Annotated in this window: 16 protein-coding genes; 4 read left to right on the top strand and 12 right to left on the bottom strand. The window is 58.5% G+C overall.

Translation table 11 applies throughout. From position 1 onward, the window contains the following. The first annotated feature begins 3 nt into the window (after window positions 1-3). On the top strand, window positions 4-873 hold the full coding sequence (locus tag P9L99_16315; GenBank protein MDP8224925.1) for a radical SAM protein: 870 nt from the start codon (window positions 4-6) through the stop codon (window positions 871-873). Here the strand turns inward: P9L99_16315 and P9L99_16310 are convergent. The 11 genes from P9L99_16310 to P9L99_16260 form a co-directional block, all read right to left on the bottom strand. Then, the gene (locus P9L99_16310; protein ID MDP8224924.1) at window positions 868-1170 is read right to left on the bottom strand and encodes a hypothetical protein; all 303 of its coding nucleotides are present in this window, start codon (window positions 1168-1170) and stop codon (window positions 868-870) included. The genes P9L99_16315 and P9L99_16310 overlap by 6 nt on opposite strands. Window positions 1171-1177: 7 nt before the next feature. Beyond that, window positions 1178-2200 carry a hypothetical protein gene (locus tag P9L99_16305; protein MDP8224923.1) on the bottom strand — a complete coding sequence of 341 codons (1023 nt, stop codon included), beginning with the start codon at window positions 2198-2200 and terminating at the stop codon, window positions 1178-1180. Next, the gene (locus tag P9L99_16300) at window positions 2200-3471 is read right to left on the bottom strand and encodes a hypothetical protein (GenBank protein MDP8224922.1); all 1272 of its coding nucleotides are present in this window, start codon (window positions 3469-3471) and stop codon (window positions 2200-2202) included. Before P9L99_16300 ends, P9L99_16305 begins: the two co-directional genes overlap by 1 nt. A gap of 118 nt (window positions 3472-3589) precedes the next feature. Beyond that, window positions 3590-4261 (bottom strand): PIG-L deacetylase family protein, encoded by a 672-nt coding sequence (locus P9L99_16295; protein ID MDP8224921.1) that lies wholly within the window; start codon window positions 4259-4261, stop codon window positions 3590-3592. A gap of 5 nt (window positions 4262-4266) precedes the next feature. Further along, window positions 4267-5457, bottom strand: a complete 1191-nt coding sequence (pseC, locus tag P9L99_16290) for a UDP-4-amino-4,6-dideoxy-N-acetyl-beta-L-altrosamine transaminase (GenBank protein ID MDP8224920.1) — start codon at window positions 5455-5457, stop codon at window positions 4267-4269. A 239-nt stretch (window positions 5458-5696) separates the two neighbouring features. Then, window positions 5697-6446, bottom strand: coding sequence for a pentapeptide repeat-containing protein (locus P9L99_16285; GenBank protein MDP8224919.1), 750 nt, complete (start codon window positions 6444-6446; stop codon window positions 5697-5699). Next, a complete protein-coding gene (locus P9L99_16280) occupies window positions 6418-8004 on the bottom strand; it encodes a FapA family protein (GenBank protein MDP8224918.1) in 1587 nt (528 codons plus the stop codon). Before P9L99_16280 ends, P9L99_16285 begins: the two co-directional genes overlap by 29 nt. A gap of 71 nt (window positions 8005-8075) precedes the next feature. After that, a complete protein-coding gene (locus P9L99_16275) occupies window positions 8076-9008 on the bottom strand; it encodes an NAD-dependent epimerase/dehydratase family protein (GenBank protein MDP8224917.1) in 933 nt (310 codons plus the stop codon). 24 nt (window positions 9009-9032) lie between these two features. Further along, window positions 9033-10013 (bottom strand): GDP-mannose 4,6-dehydratase, encoded by a 981-nt coding sequence (gene gmd / locus P9L99_16270; protein ID MDP8224916.1) that lies wholly within the window; start codon window positions 10011-10013, stop codon window positions 9033-9035. 26 nt (window positions 10014-10039) lie between these two features. Continuing rightward, window positions 10040-10879 (bottom strand): undecaprenyl-diphosphate phosphatase, encoded by an 840-nt coding sequence (locus P9L99_16265; GenBank protein MDP8224915.1) that lies wholly within the window; start codon window positions 10877-10879, stop codon window positions 10040-10042. Then, entirely contained in the window at window positions 10866-11369 is a 504-nt protein-coding gene (locus P9L99_16260; protein ID MDP8224914.1) for a response regulator, read from the bottom strand. Before P9L99_16260 ends, P9L99_16265 begins: the two co-directional genes overlap by 14 nt. Before the next feature lie 92 nt (window positions 11370-11461). Here P9L99_16260 and P9L99_16255 point away from each other — a divergent pair, with 92 nt between their 5' ends. The 3 genes from P9L99_16255 to P9L99_16245 all read left to right on the top strand — a co-directional run bounded on the left by P9L99_16255 (window position 11462) and on the right by P9L99_16245 (window position 13384). Then, window positions 11462-12673, top strand: a complete 1212-nt coding sequence (locus tag P9L99_16255; GenBank protein ID MDP8224913.1) for a dienelactone hydrolase family protein — start codon at window positions 11462-11464, stop codon at window positions 12671-12673. A gap of 97 nt (window positions 12674-12770) precedes the next feature. Then, complete coding sequence (locus tag P9L99_16250) at window positions 12771-13040, top strand: glutaredoxin family protein (GenBank protein MDP8224912.1); 270 nt, start codon at window positions 12771-12773, stop codon at window positions 13038-13040. Next, complete coding sequence (locus P9L99_16245; protein ID MDP8224911.1) at window positions 13037-13384, top strand: ferredoxin-thioredoxin reductase catalytic domain-containing protein; 348 nt, start codon at window positions 13037-13039, stop codon at window positions 13382-13384. Before P9L99_16250 ends, P9L99_16245 begins: the two co-directional genes overlap by 4 nt. A 131-nt stretch (window positions 13385-13515) precedes the next feature. Here the strand turns inward: P9L99_16245 and P9L99_16240 are convergent, their stop codons facing one another. Next, complete coding sequence (locus tag P9L99_16240) at window positions 13516-13872, bottom strand: hypothetical protein (GenBank protein MDP8224910.1); 357 nt, start codon at window positions 13870-13872, stop codon at window positions 13516-13518. Window positions 13873-14991 lie beyond the last annotated feature (1119 nt).

Here is a 14991-nt window from a genome sequence, read left to right as displayed (position 1 = left end):
TTCATGCAATACGAAGGCATCGTCATCCGGCCGCCCAGTGAAGCCCGCTCCCTGATCTTGCAGGCCACGTTCGGCTGTAGCCACAACAAGTGCACTTTCTGCCCAACCTACAAAGGAGCACGTTTCCGCATCAAAGACGAAGCGAGGCTCTTTGCCGAAATCGACGAAATGGCGGCGCTGCGGTCGTGGCGGCGCGTGTTTCTGGCCGACGGCGACGCGTTGATCATTCCGCAGGCCCGCTTGGTGCGCATTCTGGAAAAACTGCGCGAAAGCCTCCCGGGTTGCGAGCGTGTCGGTATTTACGGCAACGCCAAGAGCATCGAGAAAAAAAGCGTGGAAGAATTACGGGAGCTGCGGGAACTCGGCCTGGGAATCATCTACTTCGGGCTCGAGTCCGGCGACGACGCCACGTTGGAGTTCATCTGCAAAGGACGCACCGGCGAGCAGATGATCGCCGCCGGCCGCCACGTGAAAGAGTCAGGCATCGCGCTGTCGATCACCGTGTTGCTCGGCATTTCGCCGGGCCGCCCCCGCGAGCACGCCATTGCGACCGGCCGCGTGCTGTCGGCCATCGACCCGGAATTCGCCGGCGCCCTGACGGTCATGGTAGTGCCCGGCACGCCGCTGTGGGAACTGCAGGAGAAAAAGGAGTGGCAACTGCCCGACGAATTCGTCGGCTTGGAAGAACTGGCGCTGATGCTCGAACACACGCACATGAGCGATGGTCTGTTCATGAGCAACCACGCCAGCAACTACGTGCCGCTTAAAGTGCGCATGCCCGAAGACAAGGACGACGCGGTACGCCGCCTGCGCGACATTCTCGAAAGCCGCGACCGCAGCGCGCTCAAACCGGAACAATTCCGCGCGCTATAAACCGGGCAGATCCGGTATCGCGTGACACTGTCCACACGAAACGCCCGACCACCCCCCGCGTAGATCGGCGCCGTGGCACTCGCGGCAGCTTGCGCCCCCTTCGCTTAACGCGAACACGCCGTGCTGGGTGGCGAGCACGAAATCCTCCCCGTGCGGATAGACGTTGTCCGACTCCGCGGGCGGCTGCCCCGGCGGCGCTTCGTCTTGGGGCGTCGCGCACGCCCACAGCCATAAGCCGGACACCACGAGCAACGCGGCAAAGAGCGCGCTGGAAATCGTGCGGCGGCTGTTTATCATTCCGGCCTCATTTTCCGTGACACTTCTTGCACATGCGATCGGAAGTGTTTTTGCCGGGCGAATTCCAACCGGGCGGGTGCGGGTTGCGACCGCCGGATGCCTGATGGCAATCCAGGCAGTACCCCGGCCCCTTGGCGTGGTGGCAGGTGGCGCACGAAACGATGTCCCGCCGCGCCTGCTCGCCGTGAAAGTGCGAACTGCCCGGCGACATCCAGCCGCCCGGGTGGCGAATGTGCGACTTGCCCGACCGTGCCGAGACGCGTTCGCGATCATGACAGCTTCGACAATCCGACTGCCCGTGGCACTTGACGCACTTGGCGCGTTCGGTCCGCCCTTCGATATGGTGTTTCGTGAGCCAGTCGCCGCGGTGGATGAATTTTCGCCGCACTTGCTCGGGAAACTTCACGCTGGGTTTGAGCCCCGGTTTCTTGGCGTGGCAATCGTTGCAGTACGCTTCGCGATGACATTGCATGCACACGCGGGGCGAGCGCATCGCCATGGCGCCGTGTTCCGCCGGGAAATTGTTGTCGTGGGTGAAGCCCTGCAAGCGGTACAAACGCTCGCGGGACATCCGACGATGGCATTTCGCGCACAACAGTTTGTGCAGGTCGGAAGCGTGGCATTCGCCGCAACGTGAATGCCCGCCGTTGGATACGGGCTTGATATCAAGCGCGTCGCCGTGACATGCGATGCACGGTTTTTTGTGTTGCGCCGGAAACTCATGCGTGAAATTCGTAATGCGTTCTTTTTTCGTGTCGGATTTCGCGGCGTCGGACCGCGTGTGACACTGTTTGCATCGGCCGGTTACGTCGTGACACTGGCCGCACACGGCGTGATCGGGCCGTTTCCGAAATACGCCGGTATCGCTCAACGTGGCCGCGTGACACGACTCGCACGCCACATTCGCCCGTCGGTGCCGTTCGTGGCTGAAGATGATTTCGTCTCGGGACGTGGCGTGCAGCGCAACCTGACAGACAAGCGCCAGCGCCACCGCCAGCCAAATCGCGTGGAAGGTCTTAGCGCGCGACATCAGTGCACCGCCCCGCGCCGCATGTCGCCGAAGCGGTACGTGAGTTTCAACAAGCCGCGCACATCTTGCGCGTAGTAAGGGCTGATGCGGTACATTCCCGAGCCTTGCAGCGCCACCTCTTTTGAAACGTCCCAGCCGAGGCTGCCGATGCTGTCGAAGCCCTGATCGACGCCGTACATCTCTTCATCGAGCCGGTAGTGGATCAAATCCAGCGAGATTTGCAGCACGCGGAGGACTCGTTGCACGGCGTACGCGCGGGTTTCGAAATAGCCGCGGTCGCCGCCGCGCAGGCGATGCACACCCAGGCTGGCCGAGTTATCGCGGCGCTCGCCCCACACGACGCCGAACGATCCACCGTAGCGGTCGGCCGGGTCGTCGTGGTCGTACACGTAACGATTGTACTCGGCCGCGAGGTTGAAGTGAGAAGCCAGCAGGACGCTGGTCTCACCCGATAATTTGTCGATGGAGTCGTACGAAAAGATCGAGAACCACGAGCCCATACCCAGAAAGGCGGACGGCATTTCGCGCTCGTAGCGGCCCAGGATTTTCATGTCCATCATCGGCCGCACGATTAACAGCGCATCGACGTCGTACCAGGATCCGAAAAGGAAATCGTAATAACCGTGGCTTAACAATTCCGCGTGCGGTACCGGCCACACGCCGAAATCGCCGCCGAAAATCAACCGATCACTCTCGCCCTTTTCCCAGAGCGCCGCGGTCGATGCGCCGAATTCGAAATACCGGCGCCATCCCGCATGCAGGCGTGCTCCCGCGCCGTAGTCGCCGTCGCGTTCTCCGACCTCGCTATACACCGGTACGCCGCCGAAGCCCTCCAAGCCAAGATACTCGATAGGGCGGAAATCGACGGCAAGGCTGTCAATCGCTTCGGCCGCCGGCCCGATATTGATGTAACGGCGACCCAGCGTCATGTCGAGACGATTGCCTTCATCGCGCCACCGCAAGAAGGCCGAGGTCACCTGCGCATCGCCCACGGCGTTGTCGTCTTCGTCGAGCTTGTCGGCCGCGTCAGCGCGTCCCCAGCCCGCGAAATACACGTCCAGCCGCTCCGTTCCCAAATTCAAGGCGCTGAAATCCAGATACTCGTACAGCGCCACATACGAACGCTGTTCGTCCTGAATGTAATCGGAAAAAAGGTAGGGAACCGTCGTGGAGGTGCCGGCAATGTTTGGCTCGGCCGCAACCGCATAGCCCGCCATCGCGACGATCATCGCCGCCAAGTAAAGCCAGCGCCCGCGAGAGAACGGTTTCACTTTACACGCTTCCCCGGATCGACTCTTAAATTCGTACACGTTGTAGGTGGTATTAACATTGCGATCATCGACCGCGTTGGCAACCTCGATTACTTATCGAGAAGCGGGTGCGATTGCCTCAGAAGTACGAACGGAAAAGCACGAAAGGTTCCGCTGCCTCCAAGCCGACACGGCTTCCCCAGTAACGCGCGGCCGCCCGCAGGGCTTCGGCCGAACGCGGGTGCGGCCATGCTCTTTTCTCGCTCGCATACGCGTCCATCGCTGCGATTTTCTGGTCCAATGTTTCCGTGATATCCGCGAACACATTCGGCACAAAGGCGGGCGCCGATTCCGCCGCGCCCCAACCGGTACTGGACGCAATCTCCACGCCGTAAAGAGCCACCGGTTTGGTGTGCGGCAGCGGGCGAAAAGCCGTCATGACCGCGTCGTGAACGTAGCGGTGATCGATGTTGAGATCTGACGGATGGTGCGTGAACACGACATCGGGCTCAAAAGACAAGCCGTGCGCCTCCACAGCTTTGATGAGATCCAACCGGTCGCGCGCATCGAAGCGGTTGTCGGGAAACTCCAGGTGGAATACGTCGTCGACGCCAAGAATTTTCGCGGCCTGCCGCAGGTGCACGTCGAGCTCTGCCACTTGGGTTTGGTCGGCATCCTCGCGGCTGGTCACGCCCTCGCCGCACACAATAAACCGCACCTCTACACCTTGCCGCCGCAAGCGGGCCACGGTGCCGCCGCAACCGAGCACTTCGTCGTCGGGATGGGCGACAACCACTAGCGCTTTCTGCATCGTCTCTACCTCCTGAATGCCGTGACGACCTTGCGCACCGCCGCGATCACGTCGCCGCGGTCGTCATCGGTCATGTCGGCAAATAGCGGCAACGAAATCTCCCGCGCGAAGAACTCTTCGGCGCCCGGCGTGTCGGCCGGGTCGTATCCGCGCTGCCGGTAATAGGGGTGTCGCGGCACCGGGATATAGTGCACTTGAACTCCGATGCCCTCGGCCCGCAGGCCCGCGAAAAGCGTTTTCTTGTCGCAGGATAACGCGTCCATATCGAACAGCGACGGATACAAGTGGTAGGCGCACAAGAAGTCGTCTTGTTGCGGCAACACCGTCACCTCAGGTAGGTCGGCCAACTCCGTGTCGTAACGCGCGGCATGAAACAACCGCGCCGATAGAAATTGGTCCAGCCGCCGCAACTGGTTTAGGCCCAACGCGCACTGGATGTCCGTGATGCGATAGTTGTAGCCAAGCGCGCGCATCTCGTTGTGCCAGCCCCCTTCGCGCCGCACCGCCGCCTCGTCGCGCACGATGCCGTGGTTGCGAAACAGCCGCAGCCGCTCGGCGTACTGCGCGTCGTCGGTCACCACCATGCCGCCCTCGCCGGTCGTGATGTGTTTGACAGGATGGAAACTGAAACACGCCATGTCGCCTAATCGCCCCGCGGGAGTGCCGCGATACATCGCGCCGAGGGCATGACACGCGTCCTCAATAATCGTGATATCCCGGCCGTCGATCACTTCCGCAAGCGCGTCCATGTCGACCGGCCGCCCCGCGTAATGCACGGGGATAACCGTTCGGGTGCGCGGCGAGAGTACGCGCGCGATATCGGCCGGATCCAGCAAGCCGGTTCGGGCGTCGACGTCGACGAATACCGGCTTCGCACCGACGAAAAGCGCCGCGTTGGCCGTTGCCGCGAACGTCATCGCCGGCACAATGACTTCGTCCTCCGGTCCCAATCCCGCTGCGAAACAAGCGCTATGCAACGCCGCGGTGCCGCTGGAAAAGGCGACCGCGTATCTCGCTCCGAGGGCATCGGCGAAGGCATCCTCAAACCTGGCCACGGCGGGCCCCTGGGTCAGCCAATCCCCCTGAAACACCCGCGCCACGGCCTGGAGATCCGACTCGTCCAGCGATTGCCGTCCGTAGGGCAAAAGCGTTTTCCGCACCGGCATTCCGCCGTTCAGAGCCAGCGATTTCGCCACCGTCGTTCCCTCCGTTTGCAGCCATGATGACATAGGTACGCGAAAAACTCACCCGCATAAGCGATACGGCGGCGCGCGGCGATCCGCAACAACGAAGAAGCGATGTTCGACGGATGTTTTACGAGGCGTCGTAATCGTGTTGAGGAAAGTCATCGGTCCCGCGCCGGATCAAATGCCGGGAACCGCGCGTTCGCAATCTGTGAAAGTAAGGGAGCTCGAGAATTCGTATTTGCGGGTTTCTAGCGCGGCGTTTCCTCGCTTTCGGCCGACCGTTCGGTCGGCAATTCATCTTCCTCGGTTTGGATCGCTTCTTGGTACGCAACCTGCAAATTTACGCCCTTCAAATCCACGCCGGCCAGGTTCGTGCCGATGAGCATGGCTTTGGCAAATTCGCAACCCTGCAACGTAGAGCGGGCCATATTGCAGGCGACGAGCCGCGATTGCGAAAAATCGCTGCCGGTCAAATCAAGTTCGGCCAGATAGGCGCAATTGAGATTGGCGCTCACGAACTTCGCATTCTGAACTTGGCAGTTCTGAATTGTCACCAGGGCCATGACGCATTTACTGAAATCGCAGCCGCTAAAATCGCCGCCGTCCAACAACGCATGCCGCATCCGCGCGGCGGCAAACGTCGACTCACGGCAGTTGCACCGCAACAGAGCCGCTCGCTCGAATTGTGCTTTGTCAAATTTCGCGCCGGTCATTTCGCATTCCTCGAAAATCGCGCCGGCGCCTCGCGCACCGGTAAAAATCGCGCCGGTAAGCTGGCAGTGGCTGAAGCAAGCCCGAGTAACGACGACGCCTTCGAAATTGGCCTCATCCAATACGCAATGGTGGAATTGGGTCATGTGCAAAACGCTGCCGTGGAAGCTGACGCCATTTAGGTCCAGTTTCTCCAGAAACAGGCCGCTCAGGTCGACTTTCCGGAGCGATTTTTCGCTCTCCAGATGCGCCTTGACGTCATCCTTCGTCAGTTTCGGAATTGACATTGTCATGGTCCCTAAAGGGCATCACGTTAACCTCGTTCTCGTTGTTGGAAAGCGAAGCGAAGGTGATTGGTTTGCGCACCACCATTGTCGCCAACTGAATATTGATGTCGACGTTGGGGAATATTTGGTTGTTGACGTGCAAGTAGCTTTTCCTGTGGGCATAAACGCTGCGGTACAGTTCCACTAACTCCAGAATGCCGTAGCGTGCGTTTTCGCGCAAGGCAGTCAGAAGATCCAGCAATCGCGTGTATATTTCCTGTCGTCGCTCATCAAGTTGCACGCCCTTGGCAGCCTTTTCACGCTGGATAATGAACACGCTCTTGTTCAATTTTTCGAGGTTTTCAAAACGCTTTTGTATCGCCGTCTCTAACTCGTTGATACGGTCCACGTCCTCTTTCGAAATACCCACCATGATCCGCGTGGCGATTTCCATCTCGCCGCCGATGTTGTTGGCGTGAATCTCGTCGATCGCCGAGGCGCTGCCGCCCAAAATTCGGCCCCGGTTCGGATTTTGGTTAACCACGTGAATCGTGTGGCCGGCTCGCAACGTGCTATTGCGCGAATACTCTTCAATTACAATGTGGCGAGCGGCGCGCAATCGTGCGTCCTGTGAAAACCTCACATAGATCGACCCCTCGGTCGTGGTAATTACCGCCTGCCCCTTGCCGAACACACCGCCGACCACGGCGATATCGCCGCGCGCCGTCAGCTTTGCCGCACCCACACTACCCATGATACGAATATCCGCCGTCGTATCGATGACAAAGCCGTCCTCGACAATGCCCTTGACGATGACCGTCCCCTTGAAATGAACATTCCCCGTTTCGGAGTCGACGTTCTCGACCTCGAGCACGTTTTCGATGCTGATCTGGTCGTTGCGGTAAATCACTTGTCCGGCGATCTCGCTGAACCATTTCAACCCCGACGGGTCGACGCGAACCCCTTTGCCGCAACGGATCTTAAGATCTTTGCCTTTGATCTGCCGAATCGGCTTGCCGGTCACCGTTTGCCCGGGTTCCCCCTCGGTCGGCGGGATTTTTTCCAACAGCAACGTCTCGGGATCGGCGCTGATTATGTTGCCCAATTCCTTGTAGTTAACCTGGCCCAGGTTATCCAGGCTGCTGTCCTGGCGCTCGATAAGCTTGTCGTAGTGATACACAAGTTGCGCGTCGAGACCGTCTTGCGGCACGTCGCCGTGGGCTACGGTAAGGACCTGAGCGTAGCTTCTTTCGGCAACGATTCGTGCCAGCGCTTCTTCGTCGATGCCGTGGATGACTTTTTTATCGGCCAGCGCCTTCCGCAATTTTTCGATGTTAACGTGTTGGCCGTTACCGGTGGGTGGAATGACCTGCACCGTCGCCCGTAAGTCGTTGAGACCGCGCTGTACGATCACTTCAGCCGCGCGGTTGCCGACGGGCGGCGGCCGCTTCGCTTGGGCCGGCGCCTCCGACTTCCGCTTGTCGGAATCCGCGGCTTTCGCTGCGCCGGCGTCAGCTTCGACGCCTGCAGCGGCCCCCTCGGGACGGTTCAATTCCTTTTTCTCCGTCTCGTTGCTCACACGATCCCCCGATGTGATGTTAACTCATCGGCGTTGTTTACCAAGAAAATTAGTATTTTCTTGTTGTTAGCTCATCCTTCGCCCAGCCGCCACGCCTGGAACAAGTCCGTCAGCGTTTGCCGCCAGGTGATCTCGGGCTGCCAACCCGTAAAGCGCGTTAAATACTCGTGCGCGCCGCGTATCACCGGGATATCATGGGCGCGTAAACGAGACTCGTCGACCTCAACCCTCACCTCGATCCCCGCGAGTTCGATCAAATCGTTTAGAATGTCGCCAATCGCCCTTTCTTTGCCACTGCAAACGTTGAAAACCGCCCCGTTCGGCAGTTTTTCCAGCGCCAGGCGATACGCCCGCACCACGTCGCGAACGTCGGCCACATCCCGCTTGGCCGAGAGATCTCCCACGCGAATGATCGGCTCCTGGCGGCCTGCGGCGATCTCGGCCAGTTGCTTGGCGAAACTTGCCGCGGCGAACACGGGCCGCTGGCCCGGCCCGATATGCGAAAAAGGCCGTGCGATTAGCAGATCGATATCCTCACGGTCAGCCACGAAACGAGCGTACTGCTCAGCCAGCCACTTGCTGAACGCGTAGGCATGAACGGGCCGTACGGCAAACTCCTCGGTGATCGGCATCTCTTCCGCCGCCGGCGCTCCGTACACTTCGGCCGACGAAATGACCAGCACGCGGGCTTTGTCTTGGTGTTTCGCCACGGCATGTAACACATTGGCCGTGCCGCCCACGTTGACGTGCATGGCCGTTGCCGGATCCCGTTCGGCTTCCGGCACGAAGGCAATCGCCGCCAAGTGCAAAACAGCGTCGAATCGCTGCGCGGCAAAAAAGCGGTCGACGGCCGCCGCGTCGGTCACGTCAAGGGCTTCGTTTTGGCAGCGGTCCCGAGCCGGGGCGTCTCGGTCGGTCGCGGTGATGCGATCGCCGCACGCGGCCAGATGCGCGCACAAGTGCGCGCCGACGAAACCGCCTGCTCCGGTGACTGCGATATTCACAAGGTTTCCGGTCCTTCCCTGCCGCTATAGCAGGCCTATTTCCATTTTCCGCTTACCTGCAGCTAGGTCCGCGTCCACCATCATTTCGACCAGTTCGCGGAATTTGACGCGTGGTTCCCAGCCTAATTTTTCTTTGGCTTTGGAAAAATCGCCGATCAAGAAGTCCACTTCGGCCGGTCGCATAAAGCGCGGATCAACGGTCACATAGTCCTGCCAATCCAGACCGACGCGTTGAAACGCGATCTCGACCAACTCCCGCACCGAGTGAGTTTCCCCCGTGGCGATGACGTAATCGTCGGCTTCGTCTTGCTGCAACATCAACCACATCGCCCGCACGTAGTCGCCCGCAAAGCCCCAGTCGCGCTTGGCGTCCAAGTTGCCCATCGCCAATTGTTCTTGCTTGCCCAGTTTGATCATCGCCGCGCCGTGCGTCACCTTTCGCGTGACGAACTCCAAGCCGCGTCGCGGTGATTCGTGATTGAAGAGGATTCCGGAACACGCAAAAATTTCATAGCTTTCGCGATAATTCACGGTAATGAAATGCCCGTATGCCTTCGCCACGCCGTAGGGACTGCGCGGATAATAAGGCGTCGTTTCTTTTTGGGGTATTTCGCGCACCTTGCCGAACATTTCGGAGCTGCTGGCTTGATAGAACTTGATCCGCGGATTGACCAGGCGCACGGCTTCCAGCACGCGCGTGACGCCGACGCCGGTGAATTCGGCCGTCAGCACCGGCTGGTTCCAACTGGTGGGAACGAAACTCATTGCCGCCAGGTTGTAGATTTCTTCCGGCTCTTCCTCTTCGATCAGGCGAATCAGACTGAGCTGGTCGAGCAAGTCCCCCTGCCGGATGTCAATCTTTTCACGCAGATGTTCGATACGCTCGAACTTCTCCGTGCTGGCCCGGCGTACCATCCCCGTAACTTGATATCCTTTATCGAGCAAAAGCTCGGCCAGGTATGAACCATCCTGCCCGGTAATGCCCGTGATAAGAGCACGCTTCATGACGCGATGTCTCCTTCCCGAGGCGGTTATAAACCCACAAAAAGAGCAAACGATCCGGCTAACAAACAGTACACACCGAAGAAGTGCAGTCGCCCTTTTTGTACGAAACGCAATAGAAGTCTGAGTGAAAGATACCCGGAAACGGCCGCCGTCACAAACCCCACGATCGCCGCCGGCGCGAATCCCGCCGGCACGCTCTCCAACTTTATGGCCTGCAACAAAACCGCACCCAAAATGGCCGGAATGGCCAACAGAAAACTCAGACGCGCCGCCGCATCACGCGCCAAACCCAGATGCTGGCCCACGACAATCGTCATGCCGCTACGGCTGATCCCGGGCATGATCGCCAAAGCCTGCGCCAAGCCCACACCCAAGGCCTGCCAACCGCGGGTTTCAAATAGCGGCGTGGCGCGCTGTCGTTTCCAAGCCGCGGTAAACAACACCAGCGCCGTAAAGAACAGCGCCGCCCCAACGGCCCGCACCGAGCCGAATGCCGCCTCGAAGAAATCGGCCAGCACCAAACCCACCACGGCCGCCGGCAGCGTGCCGACCGCGAGCCACACCAACAGGCGAAAGTTGCCGTGCTCCCGCCAAGCCCGCCTCGGCCCCCATCGCCACAATAGCGGAACAGCGGCGCACAACTCTTTTAGATCGGACCAAAACACCGCCACCACGGCCGCCAGCGTGCCCAAATGCAAAATCGTATCGAGGAATAGCGAGGCGTCGCGCATGCCGAACAAATGCTGCGCGATGACCAGGTGGCCGGAGGAACTGACCGGCAAGAATTCCGTGATGCCCTGCAGCAACCCCAACAATGCGGTGTACCCATAGTCGATGATGTCATCTCCTTCGTTAACCGTCGGCACCGATCCCTAAATACTTTTTCACCGCACTGATAAGAAGCGCAAGATCAATAGGTTTCGCGATGAATTCCACACCGCCGGCCGCCTTGCACTCCTCAATCGTCTTGGCATCCGAGTGACCACTGACAAAAATCACCGGTACGTCGCGGTATTCGCGAATGCGACCGATCAACCGACACAACTCAATCCCGTTGACCCAACTCATCATTACATCCAACAGAATCAAATCGGGTTTCGACACATTGAGGCTCGATACCAGTTTCAATCCGTTTGGCGCGGTGGAGACACGAAAGCCCGCGCGGCTTAACGTTCGCTGCAACATCTCCCGCGTGATCTCATCGTCCTCAATGACGAGGATACGTTTTTTTCGTCGTTTTGCCGGCATGTCCTTACCAAAAGTGTATCGCGCTTTGTACCACCGGCGTTCCCGGCGGGCAATCCGGTCGAGGTGTACAAACCTTGATTGTTCTGGACCGGCAGGTGCTCGACCCATCGTTTTTTCGCGGGAATTTCAACAAAACGGCTTGCGGAGATCCCGTCTCCCTCGCTATGGTGCGGATAATCATTATTGAGAGGCGAAGCACGATGAAATATTCACGGTTTCGCTTCCCGCGCGTTCTCCTTGGATTTCTACTTCTCGTATTAACCGTTGCGGGTTGCGGTAGCGATGATACCAACAACCAGGAAGACTCCAGTAGCGTCGACCTTTCCACACCCTGGGCCGAACTGACCGACTTCTTCCCGCCGGAGGAGCTGGGGCCCTATGACGTCGGCGTGACGACCTTAATGTTCATCGATGAAAGCCGGTGGGAAGTGTGGGGCGATATGCCTCGCACCCTGCCCGTCGAAGTGTGGTACCCCGCCGCGGGACCCGGCGATACGAATACGACGATGGACATGGTCGGTCCGATTCCCAAATGGGCGCAGGGAGTCATGGACGCGATTTACGGCGACCTGCTGCCGGAGGTCATGGGGCTTGTCACCAAGGCCGGACGTGACGCGCCGCCTATCGTACTCGACCAACCTTTCCCGTTGATCATTTTCAGCCACGGGCTCTCGGCCATTCGCTTCCAAAATTTCACGCTCTGCGAACACCTGGCCAGTCACGGCTTCGTCGTTGTCTCACCGGACCATTACGCCAACGCCATCTTCACCAATATTCCCGACGAGCAAGTCGTAATCCTCAACCCGCTGTCCACGCTTGCCGGCGTGTACGACCGCCTGGTGGATATCCAGTTCGTGTACGACACGATGCAAAACCTGCCAGCAGAAAGCGGCGACATCAGCCTCGTACCGCCGATCGACTTTTCTCACGTCGGCATGACCGGTCACAGCTACGGCGGCTTGACCACGATGCAGGCGGGCGCCATCCATCCCTTTATTGACGCCATCGCGCCGCTCAACCCGATCTTCTTGCCGTGGTACCCACACTCGTTCAACAAGCCCTTTTTGATGCTGCAATCCGAGTTCGACGAAATCGTCGGCATCGGCAACGAGGCGACCCGCCGCGCCTTCGACATGGCGGAGGCCGATTACAAATTGCACATCAACCTTCTGCGCGGCAGCCACTACAGCGCAACGGATGCGTGTTCCCTGGTGCCCGAGATGTTTCGCGGCCCCGAGCGCGGTTGCGACGTGCCCACGCACATCCCGGTCGCCTTGGCTAATCAGGTTTCCGCCGGATACGTAACGGCTTTCTTCAAGCGTTTTGTGGCCGAGGACGTTCGCTACGAAGACTACTTGCTGGAAAACCGCTATCCGGAAGAAGTCGAAACGGACGTTTTTTGGCCGGAATAATGTGGTCGGGATAATCGGCGAAGATTCGCTTGATTGACAATAGCCTTTTGCCTTGTCTACTATCGGGCCGATTCGTCGCGAAATAAAGGAAAAGGAAATGACAGAAACGTCCGCGCAACGCCCGACTGTTTACATTATCACGACGTGCCCCCGCTGCCGCCGTGTGAAAGAGTATCTCGACCAGCTTGGGATCGATTACGACCTGGTGGCCGTCGATACCATGCCGCGGGAAGAGCGCATCAAGATAATCGATAACTTCCGCAAGTATCACCCGATCGTCTCTTTCCCCATCATCGAGGCCGGCGAAGTGATACTCATCGGCACGAATCCAGACGAAGTAAGACAGGTTTTCGGGAGACAAGAATGAGCAAGAAACCAAAGAGCGCCGCCGATCTTTTCGAGTTGTTTAAACAAATCGCTGAGCGCAAAGGACTGCACTTCAACCCGAATGCCGACATCGTCCGTCCCTTGATCGACGGCCTCTGGAAAAATAAGCAGCGCTATGGGCATCCTAGCTGCCCGTGCCGCCTCTCGTCCGAAGACTTCGACAACGACCGCGACATCATCTGCCCCTGCGACTACTCCGAACCCGACATTGAAGAATACGGCCAATGCTACTGCGGCCTCTTCGTTCACCGCCTCGTCGTTGAAGGCAACCGCCAAACCCAGGAAGTCCCCGAACGGCGCCCGGCCGAAAAGATGTGCTACTGAGCAACCGTTTCACCGGCGTCTTCAACGCCATTGCATCACGGCTCGCGATTCGCCGACCCGCATTCGTCTTTCGATAGTATTAATTCGCCAATCCCGCACGCTAGGCAATCGCTGGTAGGTCTCACGTATATCTAGAATAACGAGCAGCCGCAGCCTTCGTCGTTGTCGTCATCGTCGTCCGAAGCGTTTGCGCCGTCGGGCGATTCGTCGTCGTTATTGTCATCGTCATCATCCGGTGTTTCTTCGTTGGTGATGACAATGATTTGCGAGCCGCTGGATACGCGCACGGCGAAATCACCCTCCAAATCGTCGTTCTTCTCGATATCATACGTCCATTCGGTATCGGCCAGTATCTTGCCTTCGCGACTCAGGCGTACAGCGAAGTACCGAGTGTCCGCGTCACATAAATGTGGGTATTCGTACCACGAGATAAAGCCGTAAGCCCACCAGTCGTCGTTCGCCCCTGCGACCGCGTCTTCCAGGTACACCGATTTGACGCCCCCTAATTCTTGTGGCTGATATCCTACACTCCATTTTTTCGTACCATCAAAGGCGTACTTAGTAGCTATTATTTTTCTTGCCATATTCTCGACCAGCAAGAACTCATCACTATTATTTCTCGAGGTTAGTTTGGCGGAATAACGCGGGAGCGCAATGGATCCTCCCCACTCAATCTCGCCTACGTTATCTACAATCACTAACTCGTTGTCGTCCCCACTACAACTGAACTGAAATACTGTTCGCCCATCAGGGCCGGCAAGTGCCGCGCCGACTTCGACACTCCACACGCAGGTCGCAATATTACACGCTTTGAACCATGAAATTGTACCGTCCCCGCGATACCTCCATATGCGCCATCTTCGCACCATTTCATCACCATTATTTTTTGTGCCGCCAATGACCGTCGCATCACCGTTTCCCGCCGCAACTAATTCCTGTGCAGATGCATGCTGACCGTCGGCTGTTTCAAGTTGACGGCGCCATATTTTTGATCCCGTATTTCCATATTAAATGAGGACAGACTATTCCTCGAGATACGAACCATCGGTAGTGGTATGGGCTCTGCCGGCGGCCCCGGCACTGTATCATCATCGGCGAATACGGGTTTCGCAAATAAGAAAAGTAGGACCGCGGCGCACACGAACACGGAAATTCCGAGGACACAGTATTTAACCATCGAACGCATTGTTTGCTCCGTCGAAGGACTCGTTCCCGGGCGAATGACATCGATGAAGGAAATCAACGTTGTGGCGGGCCGACCACCCGAATTTTGCGCCTCTGGTCGGGTGAACGCACGGCTCAGCCGCACAGCCTCCCCGCCGATTCGTAAAAAACGGGACACGTAACAAGTACATGTCCCTGGGTTTTTTCATTTTTTCCTGGTTTCCCGCCTACGCGGGAATGACGGGACGAAAGGATGTAAAAGCGGCGGCGTCCTTGTTGCCGACAATCCTTCCTACGCGGGAATGACGGGACGAAAGGATGTAAAAGCGGCGGCGTCCGTGGTGCCGACAATCCTTCCTACGCGGGAATGACGGGACGAAAGGATACAAAAGCGGCGGCGTCCGTGGTGCCGACAATCCTTCCTACGCGGGAATGACGGGACG

It is taken from the genome of Candidatus Lernaella stagnicola (assembly GCA_030765525.1).
Classification (GTDB): domain Bacteria; phylum Lernaellota; class Lernaellaia; order Lernaellales; family Lernaellaceae; genus Lernaella; species Lernaella stagnicola.
The sequence above is the reverse complement of the archived record's forward strand: the minus strand, read 5'-3'. Positions and strand labels throughout refer to the sequence as shown.

Bases quoted from the DNA above. Each gene is read 5' to 3' on its own strand.
- P9L99_16315 (MDP8224925.1), top strand. From the start codon at position 4: ATGCAATACGAAGGCATCGTCATCCGGCCGCCCAGTGAAGCCCGCTCC.
- P9L99_16310 (MDP8224924.1), bottom strand. From the start codon at position 1,170: ATGATAAACAGCCGCCGCACGATTTCCAGCGCGCTCTTTGCCGCGTTG.
- P9L99_16305 (MDP8224923.1), bottom strand. From the start codon at position 2,200: ATGTCGCGCGCTAAGACCTTCCACGCGATTTGGCTGGCGGTGGCGCTG.
- P9L99_16295 (MDP8224921.1), bottom strand. From the start codon at position 4,261: ATGCAGAAAGCGCTAGTGGTTGTCGCCCATCCCGACGACGAAGTGCTC.
- P9L99_16285 (MDP8224919.1), bottom strand. From the start codon at position 6,446: ATGTCAATTCCGAAACTGACGAAGGATGACGTCAAGGCGCATCTGGAG.
- gmd (MDP8224916.1), bottom strand. From the start codon at position 10,013: ATGAAGCGTGCTCTTATCACGGGCATTACCGGGCAGGATGGTTCATAC.
- P9L99_16260 (MDP8224914.1), bottom strand. From the start codon at position 11,369: ATGGGTCGAGCACCTGCCGGTCCAGAACAATCAAGGTTTGTACACCTC.
- P9L99_16255 (MDP8224913.1), top strand. From the start codon at position 11,462: ATGAAATATTCACGGTTTCGCTTCCCGCGCGTTCTCCTTGGATTTCTA.
- P9L99_16250 (MDP8224912.1), top strand. From the start codon at position 12,771: ATGACAGAAACGTCCGCGCAACGCCCGACTGTTTACATTATCACGACG.
- P9L99_16245 (MDP8224911.1), top strand. From the start codon at position 13,037: ATGAGCAAGAAACCAAAGAGCGCCGCCGATCTTTTCGAGTTGTTTAAA.